General features: G+C 45.3%; 11 protein-coding genes and 1 tRNA gene. 2 read left to right on the top strand and 10 right to left on the bottom strand.

Features of this window, described 5'->3' with window-relative positions; all coding sequences use genetic code 11:
* Positions 1 to 20: 20 nt before the first annotated feature.
* From ACZ45G_RS05885 to ACZ45G_RS05840, 10 genes are all read right to left on the bottom strand, one after another.
* Positions 21 to 554, bottom strand: coding sequence for a CarD family transcriptional regulator (locus ACZ45G_RS05885; protein WP_464175948.1), 534 nt, complete (start codon positions 552 to 554; stop codon positions 21 to 23).
* A gap of 263 nt (positions 555 to 817) precedes the next feature.
* Positions 818 to 1,414 (bottom strand): aminoacyl-tRNA hydrolase, encoded by a 597-nt coding sequence (pth, locus tag ACZ45G_RS05880; RefSeq protein WP_464175946.1) that lies wholly within the window; start codon positions 1,412 to 1,414, stop codon positions 818 to 820.
* 10 nt (positions 1,415 to 1,424) lie between these two features.
* Positions 1,425 to 2,063, bottom strand: a complete 639-nt coding sequence (locus ACZ45G_RS05875) for a 50S ribosomal protein L25 (protein WP_464175944.1) — start codon at positions 2,061 to 2,063, stop codon at positions 1,425 to 1,427.
* Positions 2,064 to 2,115: 52 nt separating this feature from the next.
* A complete protein-coding gene (locus tag ACZ45G_RS05870; protein WP_464175942.1) occupies positions 2,116 to 3,054 on the bottom strand; it encodes a ribose-phosphate diphosphokinase in 939 nt (312 codons plus the stop codon).
* A 31-nt stretch (positions 3,055 to 3,085) separates the two neighbouring features.
* Positions 3,086 to 3,160: transfer RNA gene (locus tag ACZ45G_RS05865), tRNA-Gln, on the bottom strand.
* Between the two features lie 18 nt (positions 3,161 to 3,178).
* The gene (ispE, locus tag ACZ45G_RS05860; protein ID WP_464175940.1) at positions 3,179 to 4,063 is read right to left on the bottom strand and encodes a 4-(cytidine 5'-diphospho)-2-C-methyl-D-erythritol kinase; all 885 of its coding nucleotides are present in this window, start codon (positions 4,061 to 4,063) and stop codon (positions 3,179 to 3,181) included.
* Positions 4,060 to 4,368, bottom strand: coding sequence for a DUF1844 domain-containing protein (locus ACZ45G_RS05855; RefSeq protein WP_464175938.1), 309 nt, complete (start codon positions 4,366 to 4,368; stop codon positions 4,060 to 4,062). The genes ispE and ACZ45G_RS05855 overlap by 4 nt, the downstream gene beginning before the upstream one ends.
* 26 nt (positions 4,369 to 4,394) lie before the next feature.
* Positions 4,395 to 6,518, bottom strand: coding sequence for an acetate--CoA ligase family protein (locus tag ACZ45G_RS05850; protein WP_464175935.1), 2,124 nt, complete (start codon positions 6,516 to 6,518; stop codon positions 4,395 to 4,397).
* A gap of 225 nt (positions 6,519 to 6,743) precedes the next feature.
* Positions 6,744 to 7,634: a bifunctional methylenetetrahydrofolate dehydrogenase/methenyltetrahydrofolate cyclohydrolase FolD gene (folD, locus tag ACZ45G_RS05845; protein ID WP_464175933.1), complete on the bottom strand. Its 891-nt coding sequence runs from the start codon at positions 7,632 to 7,634 to the stop codon at positions 6,744 to 6,746.
* A gap of 82 nt (positions 7,635 to 7,716) precedes the next feature.
* Positions 7,717 to 9,492 (bottom strand): formate--tetrahydrofolate ligase, encoded by a 1,776-nt coding sequence (locus tag ACZ45G_RS05840; RefSeq protein ID WP_464175931.1) that lies wholly within the window; start codon positions 9,490 to 9,492, stop codon positions 7,717 to 7,719.
* A 645-nt stretch (positions 9,493 to 10,137) separates the two neighbouring features.
* Here ACZ45G_RS05840 and ACZ45G_RS05835 point away from each other — a divergent pair.
* Both ACZ45G_RS05835 and cooS read left to right on the top strand, forming a co-directional pair.
* Positions 10,138 to 11,661 (top strand): acetyl-CoA decarbonylase/synthase complex subunit delta, encoded by a 1,524-nt coding sequence (locus ACZ45G_RS05835; RefSeq protein ID WP_464175929.1) that lies wholly within the window; start codon positions 10,138 to 10,140, stop codon positions 11,659 to 11,661.
* 131 nt (positions 11,662 to 11,792) lie between these two features.
* Positions 11,793 to 13,799, top strand: a complete 2,007-nt coding sequence (gene cooS / locus ACZ45G_RS05830) for an anaerobic carbon-monoxide dehydrogenase catalytic subunit (protein WP_464175927.1) — start codon at positions 11,793 to 11,795, stop codon at positions 13,797 to 13,799.
* Positions 13,800 to 13,832: the final 33 nt, after the last annotated feature.

Raw genomic sequence — 13,832 nt, 5'->3', positions numbered from 1 at the left:
GTTATCCAAAATTGTGGTGATTAATTAAAAAGGTTTTCAATCTCTGTCATCATTACTTTTTCATCAACATCCTTTGCCATGGAAAGCTCTTGGACCAGAAGATTCTGGGCAGTATCAAGCAACTTCCGTTCACCAAAGGAAAGGTCTTTTTCAAGCTTGAGCTGGAACAAATCCCGGAACACTTCAGCCACATCATAGATGGAACCGGTCTTGATTTTATCCATATACTCTCTGTATCTACGGTTCCATGTCTGGTTATCGGCACCCTGTGCTTTTTCCTGCATGACCTTGTAGACTTCGGGAACCTCTGCGACCGGAATCACTTCTCTCAACCCAACAGATTCTACATTTGAGGTCGGAATCATGATGACCATGCCGTTTTCCACAATTTTCATCATGTAAAAATTCATGGTATCTCCGTTTATCTCTTTACTTTCGATTGACTCGATATAGCCAACCCCATGTGCCGGATAAACAGCAAGATCTCCCTTTGAAAATTCTTTTTTGCTTGAACCACTCACATCTGCCTTGACGTTTTTGGATTTTTCACCCATAGATAGCCCACCTTAATTTTTTATAAAAACAAGTCGCCCATTCTCGAACAGTGAACCATGTTTTAACAGGTTTGTCAACAAAATACTTCCTAAAACCCTATGAACAATGAGGTTTCCCCTGAATTCATTAGGATTTTCAAAGAATAAATTTTAACAAAAAAAATTAAGACAGATAATCCATTGGGAGGGAGGGGGGAGAGAAAAATAGAAATTAGTGTGTGTGTGTGGGGGGGGGGTAAAGCAGCGGGTCTTTGCCGACGATTCTATCGGCGTGTATTAACCTTATTCATGGCCAAGGTGATTCCGTTATCAAGAATGGATAAACAGGCATCAACCGCATCAGCAATGGTGACATCCAACGCTTCTTGTTCGTCAGGAGCAAACCGGCCGAGCACGTGACCCGTCACACCCCTTTGCTTGCCATTCCTTAGGGCAATGGGATGCCCCACACCGACCCTCACCCGAATGCACTCTCGTTTACCAAAAACATCAATGATGGACCGAACGCCGTTATGACCGCCATGTCCCCTTCCCTGAACAATTTTGATCTGTCCAAAGTCAAGATCCATGTCATCGTGGACAATAATAATATCCGGCAGATCGATTTTATAATAGGCAGCAAATTTTTGGATGGGCCCCCCGCTCCTGTTCATATAGGACATGGGCTTGACAAGGATAACATCCCGGCCTTTAATTTTCCCCTTTACATAGGCGGATTCAAAGCGGGTTTTGTTCAATGCAAGGCAGGAGGCAGCAGCAAGGGCTTCAACGACCAGAAAACCGATGTTATGACGGGTCTGGGCATAATCCGTTCCAGGATTTCCCAGACCCGCAATCAGCTTAAGATTTGAGTCTGACATTTACGGTAATTTATTCAGCAACAGGTGCGGCTTCTTCGGCTTCTTCTTCAAGAAGATCTTCGTCTTCTTCTGAAACTTCATCCGTATCTGCCGTCGGCGGAACAATTGTGATCACGGTAAAATTGACTTCATGGGGAATCTCAACTGCATCACCCAGATCTATATCTTTCACATGGATGGAGTCACCGATATCCAGCGCAGAAATATCCAGAACAATGCTTTCCGGCATATCAGCAGGTTTACAGATCACATCCAGGTCACGTCGAATAATCTGAATCATACCGCCACCAGTCTTAACCCCTGGGCATTCGCCGGTGGTTTCAACGGGAACCGCCACGGAAACGGTCTGATCCATATCCACTTCATGGAGATCCACATGGAGATAGTTCAGACTAAAGGCATCCATCTGCATCGCCTTGAGCATGACTGCCTTTTCAATGCCGCCCTCAATCTTCAGGTTGAAGAAAAGGCCGGTATTGCCGTGGTCCCGGACAATCTTGACAAATTCAACCGTGTCAAGAGAAAGCATCATGGGATCTTTTTTTGCCCCATAGACAATGGCTGGTATGGCCTCACTAGCTCTTAATTTCCTAGCAGCGCCCTTACCTTTTGTTTCTCTTGCTTTTGCGTTTAGTTCAATTAATTCCAACGTTTTTTCCTCCGTTTCTGCAGTTTGTTTAGCAGAAGACTAAATATAATTTTTATACAAATAGAGAATTTACAGAATCACCCCGATAACTGCGGACAATTGCCTCACCCACCAATTTGGCAATGGAAAGGGTTTTAATCTTGTCACATTTCTTTGCTTCCTCGGACAAGGGAATAGTATCCGTTGCAACAAGAGAATTTAAAGAAGACTTTTGGATTCTGTCAATGGCAGGACCGGAAAGGACCGGATGAGTGCAATAGGCATGAACTTCCCTGGCACCCTTCTCCCGGATCACGCCAGCCGCCTCGGTCAGCGTTCCTGCCGTATCCGCCATATCATCTATGATAATAGCTGTTTTATCCTGGACATCCCCAATGATGGCCATGGCCTTGGCCTGATTCGGCGCACTCCTTCGCTTATCAACAATGGCAAGCCCTGCATGGAGACGCTTGGCATAGGCCCTGGCCCTCTCAACCCCGCCTGCATCAGGTGAGACGACCACTAGATCATCAGAAAAACGGGTTTTAATATCATCAATAATAATGGGAGCAGAGTACAGGTTGTCCACGGGGACATTAAAGAACCCCTGGATCTGTCCGGCATGGAGATCCATCGTGATGACCCTGTCAACACCGGCAACGACCAGAAGGTCTGCAATAAGCTTGGCAGAAATGGGAACCCGTGGCGCCACTTTTTTATCCTGACGGGAATATCCGAAATAAGGAATAACAGCCGTGATCCGACTGGCAGAAGACCGCTTGAACGCATCAATCAAAAGTAAAAGTTCCACCAGATTATCGTTCACCGGATAACAGGTGGCCTGGATAACATATATCTCCTTTCTCCTGACGTTCTCATGAATTTCAACCTGTGTTTCCCCATCACTGAAACGGTTGACCTTCAATCTCCCTAAGGGTTTTGCAAGATACTCTGAAATTTTCTCAGCCAGTGCCGGGTTGGAGTTCCCTGCAAAAATGGACAAGCCATTCATATCAAATCTCTTTTTTTTAGTATATTAAGTTTGGCTGGGGCGAGAGGACTCGAACCTCTGAATGCAGGGATCAAAACCCTGTGTCTTACCACTTGACGACGCCCCAGTACATTAAACTCAAATCTCAACGCTTTAATGAGGTCAAAAAAATCTTTTTAGACCCCTTGGACCATTTTTTTGCAAGCAATCCATATGCTTTCCTTGCATCCTCTGGTCCTGTAAAAAGAGCGAATAAAGTAGAGCCGCTTCCAGACATGTATACATTTCTTTCCAGCAAAAACTCCATTTCTTCTTTAACAGAGGCTATCTTGGGATATAAACTGCAAGCCGACACTTCCAGATCATTGTGCAATTTTTCCCTGCTGTCACCCCCCTGCCCTCCTACCAGCGCATTCAAACGAGTATTCATATTATAATTGCGCCGGGATGTCAATCTAAACTTCAGATTTTTAAAAACATCTGAAGTTGAAGCAGACACCCCTGGGTCACATAAAACCAGATGAAATTTTGGCAAATCATCATATTTTTCCAAAGTTTCTCCCACCCCTGTTGCCAAGGCAGGCATTCCAAAAATAAAAAACGGAACATCTGCCCCCAACCGTAGCCCCAGGGCCATGAGTTCATCCTGGGAAAAAATGCCGGAGCAATACTCATTCAAGGCCATAAGCACACTGGCAGCATTACTGCTGCCGCCGCCAAGCCCACCGCCAACTGGAATCTGTTTTTTAATCTGGATAAAAACCCCATCCAGGGGAAGCGCTCCCTTCTTTTCTCCATAGGCATTACAGAACAGTTCCGCTGCCCGATATGCCAGATTTGTCTCGCCCCCCGGAACATCCGGATGATCACAGGCAACACGAATACCACTCCCTTCAAAAGACAGCTCCACTTCATCCCATAAATTAATCTGGGCCATCAGGGAATAAAGTTCATGATACCCGTCATTTCTCTTTCCGGTCACATACAAAAAAAGATTAACCTTGGCAAAAGATACTCTCGTCAGGCTCACTCCTTTGCCTTGACATATGCCAAACGAATCTCACTGAGCAAGGTCTTTAACAAATTGTCTTCATCCTTGGTCAGATTCCCCCGGGTTTTTTCTTCCAACATGGCAATCATGTCAATGGTATGCTGCGCCAGCTCAAAGTTTTTGGTTTTCTTACCCGTTGATGGGTCCTCGACATTGCCCAACTCAACAAGTCCGGTTGAATACAAAGACAAGATAAAACCTGAAAAATCAATTTTGGGCAGGGTCTTACCAGCGGGTGAACCTTTTAGCCCCTCCTTCATTGTAAATCCATCTCCTTCGGCCATTTCATTTCTCCTTAAAATTGTTTTTTTTACGCCTCGTCTTCAATCCGAATCACAATATCTGCCACCGTGGTACCCTCTCCTTCTCCATGGACAAACAAAGGATTAATATCCAACTCAGCAATAGTAGGGTGATTATCCACCATGGCCTTCAAAGACACAATATTTTTTTCAATGGCTTCTATATCAGAAGGGGCCTGGCCCCTCAACCCCTTTAAAATCGGGTACCCCTTTATACTTTTTACCATTCGCCGTGCCACATTCCGCCCCATGGGGGACAGCCGGAAAGCCACGTCTTTGTATACCTCGACAAAAATACCCCCCAGTCCGAACATGACGGCATGGCCAAAAACAGGATCCTTTGTAACCCCCAGTATCACTTCCTTGCCCCTAGGGGCCATTTTCTGAACAAGAACCCCGGTAAGATCGGCATCCGGATCATAGGCGCGGCCACTTTTCAGAATCTCTTCAAAGGCCTGTTCAACCTCCTGGGCATCTTCAAGCCCGACCTTGACCCCACCGGCCTCTGATTTATGCAAAATTTGGGGAGAAACAATTTTCATGACAATTGGATAACCAATTTTGTCAGCTATTTTTACCGCCTCTACAGCTGTTTTGGAAAGGGCCATGGGAATGGTTTTAAACCCGTAGCATTTGAGAAGTTCATTTCCGTCCAGCTCTCCCAATAGCGTTCGGCCTTCTTTTCTATAGCGTTCAAGAATGGCCGTGGCCTTTTCCCTGTCATAACTCAAGTCATACTGGGGTAAAATTTTCCTAAAAGACCACTTCATGCCTTCCCGCAAAGCCCCCAGGCTTCGGGCGGCACTCTCTGGAAACTGGTATACAGGGACTTTATGCTGTTGCAGCAATTTAACCCCGTCGGACACATCCACCACCCCCATGAAGGCGCACAGGATCGGCTTGATACTGTTTTTGGCTATTTTTACGATGGCCTCTGCCGTACCAATGGCATCGGTCATGGACTGGGGGGTCAAGATGATCAAGGCAGCATCCACCCCCCGATCGGCCAGAACCGTTGCCAGCGTATTTTCATACCGGTCCTTGGCAGCATCCCCGATCACATCCACAGGATTGTGAAAATTGGCCGTAACCGGCAAATATTTTTTCAATTCCTTGACCGTGTCTGCTGAAAATTTGGCCAGCTTCAGCCCAGACTGTTCAGTCATATCCGTGGCAATAATACCGGGCCCGCCAGCATTGGTCACAATGGCAACCCTGTCTCCTGTGGGGTATTTATTGGCTGCAAAAGCCCGGGCATAATCAAACAATTGATTCACAGTTTTACACCGTAAAATGCCCGACATGGTGAATATCCCGTCATAAATGGCATCAGAACCCGCCAGGGCGCCGGTATGGGAAGCAGCTGCCGCAGCCCCGGCAACAGAAGATCCTGATTTAATAACGATCACATGGGTGGGATTAGTACCCGAGGTCATCTGCCTGACTTCCGTGACAAACTCCTCGGAGGTTCTGGACAATTCTTCCATATAGATCATGACCACATCGGTATCCGGGTCTGCATGGTAATACCGCAACAGATCCAGTTCATCCACATCGGCCTTGTTGCCGATGGAAATAAATTTTGAAAACCCGAACCCCTTATCTGCCGCATAATCCAAGACCGCAGTACAAAGGGCACCACTCTGGGAAATAAAAGACACATTTCCGGGCTTGGGCATCCTGGCAGAAAAACTGGCATTCAAGGATACCTTTTTAGACGGATTGATCACCCCCAGACAATTGGGCCCCACCAGCCGAACCCCTGCCCTGGTGCAGAGATTTTTGATTTCAATCTCTATCTCGGCCCCTTCACCCCCCACTTCCTTAAAGCCGGCGGACACGATCACAATCCCCTTTACCCCTTTTGCAATACATTCCTTGACAGACCCAATCGCTGCCTTTGGGGGCAAAATAATCATGGCAAGATCAATGGGGTCTGGTATAGCAGCAATACTGACATAGCATTTGACACTCAGGACGGACTTGGCCTTAGGGTTTACCGGATACAGGGTACCTGTGTATCCTCCGTAGAGAATATTGGCAAAAATATCATGCCCCACCTTTCCCTTCTGGGTTGACGCCCCGATAACCGCAATTGTCTTCGGAGAAAAAATAGCATCCAGCTTGTCCATAGTGTTGGCTCCCTTATTCTCGATATAATTGTGTCTTAAGTTCTGTTGGTATTACAATAAAATATTGTCTTTGGACCATAAGTAAAGGCAGGAGATAAAAAAAACTGTATCGGCATAAAAAGAAGCAACCCATAAAAATAAAACCGCCGATATCACCCTTGGCAATACCGACGGTTTTTTCAAACTTCAAACTACAAAAGCCTATTGAAAAAAGCCAGGTTCTGCTTACTTAAGACTCAATTGAGCAGATTTAAGGGTATTTTTCATGAGCATGGCGATGGTCATGGGACCAACTCCGCCCGGAACAGGCGTAATCTTGCCGGCAATTTTCTTGGCTGCCTCAAAATCAACATCTCCTTTGAGGATGGCTTTTCCGGTTTTCTCGTTCACGCCCACCCGGTTAACGCCCACATCGATAACAGTGGCGCCGGGTTTGATCCATTCGGGTTTAACCAGATCCGGCACACCAGCGGCCACAATCAAAATATCAGCCCGTTTACAATGGCTGGCAAGATCCTTGGTCCGGGTATGGACGATGGTCACAGTGGCGTTGGCACCAACGCCTTTTTGGGCCATCATCATGGCAATGGGTTTACCGACAATATTGGATCTGCCCACCACGACCACCTCAGCGCCCGAAGTTTCAGTGCCGGACCGAACAATCATCTCCTGGATACCCGCAGGGGTGCAGGGAAGAAATTTAGCTTCGTCACCACCAATCATGAGTCGTCCCACATTGACAGGATGAAATGCATCCACGTCTTTATCAGGATCAATGGCATTGAGAATCTTTTTGTCATCAATCTGCTTGGGCAACGGCAATTGAACCAGAATTCCATGGATATCCGGATCATTGTTGTACTTATCAATCAAGGCAAGCAGATCCGCTTCTGAAATATCCACGGACTGGTCATCCTGAATTTCATGGAATCCACAGCTGATGGCTGTTTTAACCTTTAAAGTTACATAGCTGATGGAAGCGGGGCTGGATCCCACCAGAATGGTAACAAGACCCGGCACCTTGCCGGTCGCTTTTTTCATCTCATCGACTTCCGCCTTGACCTCTGCGAGAATCGTCTTTCGTATCTCAGTTCCGCTAATAATTTGCGCAGTCATATTTTTTCTCCTGATGGCTATCAATAACCGATCCTAGGAAGAATTGCTCCCAAGACCGGTTATCATTATATAATAGGATGGGTTAAAATACGCCCTGAACCTTACCGGTTTCAACATCCACATCCACTCGTTTGAACGCCGGATTAGATCCGGTACCCGGCATCAAGCTGATGGCACCTGCCACCGGAACGATGAATCCAGCACCACCATAAGTGAGAACTTCTCTTATGGCCAATCTCCAGTTTGTTGGAACGCCCTTAAGGGCAGGATTGTCAGAAAGAGAAAGATGGGTTTTAACCATACACATACCCATTTTTGAAAGTTCCGGATCCGCCTGGATTCTTGCAATGGCAACATCTGCTTCGTTGGAATAATCCACGCCATCGGCACCATAAACTTCCTTGGCAATCAATTCAATTCTCTCTTTAATCGGCATGTCAAGTTCATAAAGGAATTTAAAATCGGTTTTTTCTTCACAAGCAGCAACAACCGCTTCTGCAAATTCCTTGGCACCGTCGCCGCCATGTTCCCAATGACGGGAAAGAGCGACTCTTGCACCTTCAGCTTCACACAGCTCTCGAACCTTTCCAATTTCAGCATCGGTATCTGTATAAAATGCATTAATACAGACCACCGGCGCAATACCTGCTTTTCTGACATTTCTGATATGATGGATAAGATTGGCACATCCCTTTGCAACCCATTCAACATTTTCACTATTATATTCTTCAGGCATGGCTTTGCCCGGAACAGGTACTGGTGCGCCGCCATGACACTTAAGCGCCCGGATGGTTGCCACAACAACGGCACAATTGGGTTTCAGGCCGGAAAAACGGCATTTAAGGTTCCAAAATTTTTCAAACCCGATATCCGCGCCAAAACCCGATTCCGTCACATGATAGTCAGCAAGTTTAAGCCCCACTCTGTCTGCAATAATGGAGCTCTGACCAATTGCGATATTTGCGAAAGGTCCTGCATGAACAATTACGGGTTGTCCTTCAAGGGTCTGTATTAAAGATGGGTTCAAGGCATCCACCATCCATGCGGTCATGGCGCCGGCAACCTGGAGATCTTCCGTGGTAACAGGTTTACCCTTTTTGGTATAGGCAACAACAATCTTACCCATTCGTTCCCGCATGTCTTTCAGGTCCTTGGCAACGGCAAGAATGGCCATTACTTCAGAAGATACGGCAATTCCAAATTTCGATTTCATCATGAAACCATCTGCTTTGCCATTAACTCCATCAATACCAATAATAATATTTCTCAGGGCCTGGACACAAAAATCCATGATCCATCCCATTTCCACTTTTGTGGGATCGATATCAATACGTTTCATGCCGGAAAGTCTTTCTAACTGCTCATCCGTATAATTTCTTTCATGCTGCATACGTGAAGTCAAGGCAACCATTGCAAGGTTATGGGCATTCATGATGGCATTGATATCACCGGTAAAACCCAATGAAAAAGGAGTTAAAGGAATACATTGTGCCAGACCGCCGCCGGCTGCTGACCCCTTGATATTCATTGTCGGTCCACCGGATGGCTGACGGATAGCGGCACAAACACTTTTTCCGATTTTCCCCAGACCCTGGACAAGTCCCATTGCCGAGGTTGATTTACCCTCACCAAGAGGCGTGGGTGTTATGGCTGTTACGTTAACATATTTGCCGTCTGGTTTATCCTTGAGCCGCTCAAGAACTGCTCGGAAATCTATTTTTGCAATATAGTGACCCTGGGGAAGAAGCTCTTCTTTGGTAAGCCCCAGTTTATCACCTATTTCATAGATGGTGAGCATTGTTTTCTCTGCGTCTTCTGCAATTTCCCAGTCTAAATGTTTGGTTGGATCTAATGCCATGATATACTCCTTTATTGATTTGGACCCTTAGGAACGAGTCTGTTATAAAAAGTATTATGAAACCTAAGTATAGCGCTTTTTGATCTTAAAAGACTAACTGAGTATCCTAACTATATAAATAAAAGCAAAAAATCAACTTTTTTTCACAAATAAAACCCCGGGGTTTAATCGTAATTAAAAAACGGATAATTATAGATTTTCATCTATAAAGTGGAATTAATTGATCTAATATATAAAAAAATAACTGAAAAATTATATAAACATAAATTTTATACATTATATTCAAAAAAATCCAAAAAAAATTTTTCGTCTTTACGATTTGAATTTATAAACTAAATCAAATTCAATGAACGATAACATCATTACCATACCTCTAAAAACTTTAATAATCCTTCTACTTAGGCATTTTCAGCCTTGTTTCAATAAATGCACTCATCTATTGACAAAAAACATTACAAATTATAAATCATTACCTGTTATCAGTTCATAACCTAAAATATAGGGTAACTATATGGAAAGAAGCATCCAAATTGTGTTAACACTATTTGATTTATTCATTTCGTATTATATTTACTCTTCAGTGATAACGTCACGTCTTTTTAACCCCCCCCAACTCATAACTATCTTTAACACTAGGAGGTACCAGTGGGATTTGAAATAACCAAAGAAACGTATGCCGGCAGTATCAAAGGCATCACCATTGGCAAAGGTGACAATGCCCTTACCGTCGGCGGTCAAACAAGTTATCCTTTTTATCAGTTTGAAGGAGAGATGCCCAATAAACCCGTGATTGCCATGGAAATTTGGGACATCACCCCAACGGACTGGGCCGAAGCCGCCCTGGCTCCCTTTAAGGACGTTGTATCTGATCCGGCAGCATGGGCAAAAAAATGTGTGGATGAATACGGCGCCCAGGCCATTGTGCTGCAATTAAAAAGCATTGATCCCAATGACAACGATGCAAGCGCGGATGAAGCAGCAGCGACCGTAAAAAAAGTTCTTGGCGCCATTAATGTCCCCTTGATCGTCTGGGGCTGTGCCGTGCCTGCAAAGGACGAAGAAGTATTAAAAAAGGTAAGTGAAGTTTGTCAAGGTGAAAACCTGATTATCGGTCCTGTTGAAGAGAAAAACTACAAAGGGATCGGCGCAGCCGCCATGGGCTATGGTCACACGATTATTTCATCCTCCCCCATTGATGTCAACCTGGCAAAACAGGTAAACATTCTTCTTGAAAACCTCGGTGTTTCCCTTGACAAGGTCATTGTTGATCCCACCACAGGCGGATTGGGTTACGGACTTGAATATTCCTATTCAGTTATGGAACGACTTTCCCAGGCAGCCATGACCCAGGGTGATGACAAACTCCAGAACCCAATGATCAATAACCTGGGCAATGAAGTTTGGAAATGTAAAGAAGCCAAGCTGACGGTTGAAGAGGCCCCTGAAATGGGTGACCCCGAACGTCGGGCCATTCTCATGGAAGCTGTGGGCGCTGTTTCTTATCTGATGTCAGGCTCAAGCATTTTGATCATGCGCCACCCTGAATCAATCAAATTAACCAAGGCATATATTGACCTCATTTCCGATGGAGGTTCTGCCATGGATGTGGCAGCCATCACCAAGAGACTAGATGATGTTGACATTGATTTTGCTTCTTTGTCACCTGCACCAGACCTGACCATTGAAGAAGAAGCAAAAAAGGCAGCTCCTGCAAAAAAGGCAGCTCCTGCAAAAAAAGAAGCGCCAAAGACAGAAGCTAAAGCAGCACCAACCCCCAAGGCAGAAACCAAGCCTGAACCTGAAAAAGCAACAGCACCTGCAGTAGATCCTGAAGCGGAGGCAAAAGCAAAGGTTGAAGCAGAAGCCAAGGCTAAAGCCGATGTGGAAGCAAAAGCAACGGCCGATGCAGATGCAAAGGCTAAAGCCGAAGCCGACATAAAGGCAAAAGCTGCGGCCGAGGCAAAAGCAAAAGCGGATGCAGAAGCCAAGGTAAAAGCCGATGAAATTGCTAAAAGGGAAGCCGATGAGGCTGCTCTAATGGTACAGAGGGCCAAAGAACAGGAAGAAAGAATGGCAAAGGCCGACACAACCGTCGATAAAAAAGTTACAATGACGGCAGCCAAGAGCCAGAGATCTTCTTTATCTAAATTTAAAAAAATCAAAAGATAATACGATCTTTGGCACTGAATATAGGCAACGATTAAAATCCAAGTATAATTTTATTTATAACAAAATTATACTTATAGACATAAATGGTTTTTTAAAATTAAGTAACATAATAATATGAGGAGGAACCTCTAATGGCAGTAGAAAAAACAAAAGCTCCGAAATTAGCTGATCCTGTAGCATCTTCCATAGATGTGGCATCACAAGAAATGATAGCACGATCACATGTTCTTGGAGTTGAAACAATTTTTGATAGAGCCCTTAAAATGAAACAATGTGCCATAGGCGTGCAGGGTACATGTTGTAAAAACTGTTCCATGGGTCCTTGCCGTCTGCCTCTTCCCAAGGCAGGGATTGAAGGAGAAGACACCAGACAAGGTCTTTGCGGTGCGACAGCAAATACTATCGCAGCAAGAAACTTTATCCGAATGATAGCCGGTGGCGCAGCTGCCCATTCCGATCATGGAAGAGGTGTTGCCGAAGTATTTCTGGCTGTGGCGAAAAAAGAAACCGACGCCTATCAGGTTAAAGACTTCGACAAACTTCTTGAAGTGGCTAACTATCTGGGTGTTGCCACCACGGTTGAAGTGGACGGAGTAGAGCTCGACAGAGACATTGATGAAATCACCCTTGAGACAGCAGAAACTGCAATGGCCGAATGGGGTAAACCAGAAGGAGAACTCCTCTCCCTCAAAAAAGCACCCAAGGCGCGTTATGAACTCTGGAAAAAAATGGGTGTGCTTCCAAGAAACATTGACAGGGAAATTGTTGAAATCATGCACCGTACCCACATGGGCGTTGACATGCATTACAAGAATCTCATGAAACAGGGCACAAGAGCCGCCATTGCAGATGGATGGGGCGGTTCCATGCTGGCAACAGATCTCCAAGACATTCTTTTTGGAACACCTTATCCCCTCCAATCAGAAGCCAACCTGGGCGTCATGAAAGAAGATCATGTGAATCTGATTATCCACGGACATGAACCCATCATGGCAGAGGTTATCGTAGCCGTGGCCCAGAGACAAGACATGATTGACTATGCCAAATCAAAGGGTGCTGCCGGTATCCAGCTTTCAGGTATCTGCTGTACAGCCAATGAAATTCTCCAGCGCCATGGCGTACCTATTTGTGGTAATTTTCTACAGCAGGAGCTTGCCATCATAACGGGTGCCTGTGATGCCATGGTAGTGGATATCCAGTGCATCATGCAGAGCATTGGAAATGTGGCAAGATGCTTCCATACAAAAGTTATTACCACCCACAAAATCGCCCAGCATGAAGGCGAGAATGTTATGCATATGGAGTTTGACGAACACCATGCAGTGGAAGATGCCGAGCGGATTATTAAAATAGCCATCGACAACTTTCAAAATCGTGCTGCGGAAGTGATGATTCCACAACACAAACAACCGGTCGTTGCAGGCTTTGGTGTTGAATCAATTAAATATCATCTTGGGGGATCTTTCCGAGGCGATTACTATACTTTAAATGATAACATCATAAATGGACGCATCCGGGGTCTCGCAGGTGTTGTTGGTTGTAACAATGCAAGAACAAAACATAACCGTGATCATATTGCCATATGTAAAGAGCTGATCAAAAATGATGTGCTTGTTCTTACAACCGGATGTACAGCAATAGCATGTGCTACTGAAGGCCTCCTTGTGCCTGAGGCTGCATCGATTTATGCTGGAGCCGGCTTGGCTGAAGTTTGCGAAACCGTCGGGATTCCTCCCATCCTTCATTTGGGTTCCTGTGTTGACAACAGCCGGATTCTTCTGGCGGCAACAGAAGTGGTTAAAGCAGGCGGGCTTGGAAATGATATTAGTGATCTTCCTGTAGCGGGAAGTGCACCAGAATGGATGAGTGAAAAGGCAATCAGTATCGGCCATTATTTTGTCGCATCCGGTGTATATACGGTTTTCAGCAATCTGCCCATAACGGGCGCTCCCGTGTTCAGTGATTATATCTGTAAAGAGTTTGAAGAACTTTATGGCGGTATGTGGGGTACAGAAGAAGATCCCATCAAACATGCCCATCTCATGATTGCCCATATCGACAAAAAACGGAAAGCACTGGGCATTGACAAGGCAAGGGATAGGGTAATGATGGATTTTGCTGCACGCCAGGCTCTTTAAATTGAAAATAGGTATTATAATAGACTATTCAAA

It is taken from the genome of Desulfoconvexum algidum (assembly GCF_055382125.1).
Note: the sequence above shows the minus strand (reverse complement) of the source record. Positions and strands in the feature narration are given on the sequence as shown.

Excerpts from the sequence above, each read along its gene's own strand:
- ACZ45G_RS05885 (WP_464175948.1), bottom strand. The coding sequence starts at position 554 with ATGGGTGAAAAATCCAAAAACGTCAAGGCAGATGTGAGTGGTTCAAGC.
- pth (WP_464175946.1), bottom strand. The coding sequence starts at position 1,414 with ATGTCAGACTCAAATCTTAAGCTGATTGCGGGTCTGGGAAATCCTGGA.
- ACZ45G_RS05870 (WP_464175942.1), bottom strand. The coding sequence starts at position 3,054 with ATGAATGGCTTGTCCATTTTTGCAGGGAACTCCAACCCGGCACTGGCT.
- ACZ45G_RS05855 (WP_464175938.1), bottom strand. The coding sequence starts at position 4,368 with ATGGCCGAAGGAGATGGATTTACAATGAAGGAGGGGCTAAAAGGTTCA.
- ACZ45G_RS05850 (WP_464175935.1), bottom strand. The coding sequence starts at position 6,518 with ATGGACAAGCTGGATGCTATTTTTTCTCCGAAGACAATTGCGGTTATC.
- folD (WP_464175933.1), bottom strand. The coding sequence starts at position 7,634 with ATGACTGCGCAAATTATTAGCGGAACTGAGATACGAAAGACGATTCTC.
- ACZ45G_RS05840 (WP_464175931.1), bottom strand. The coding sequence starts at position 9,492 with ATGGCATTAGATCCAACCAAACATTTAGACTGGGAAATTGCAGAAGAC.
- cooS (WP_464175927.1), top strand. The coding sequence starts at position 11,793 with ATGGCAGTAGAAAAAACAAAAGCTCCGAAATTAGCTGATCCTGTAGCA.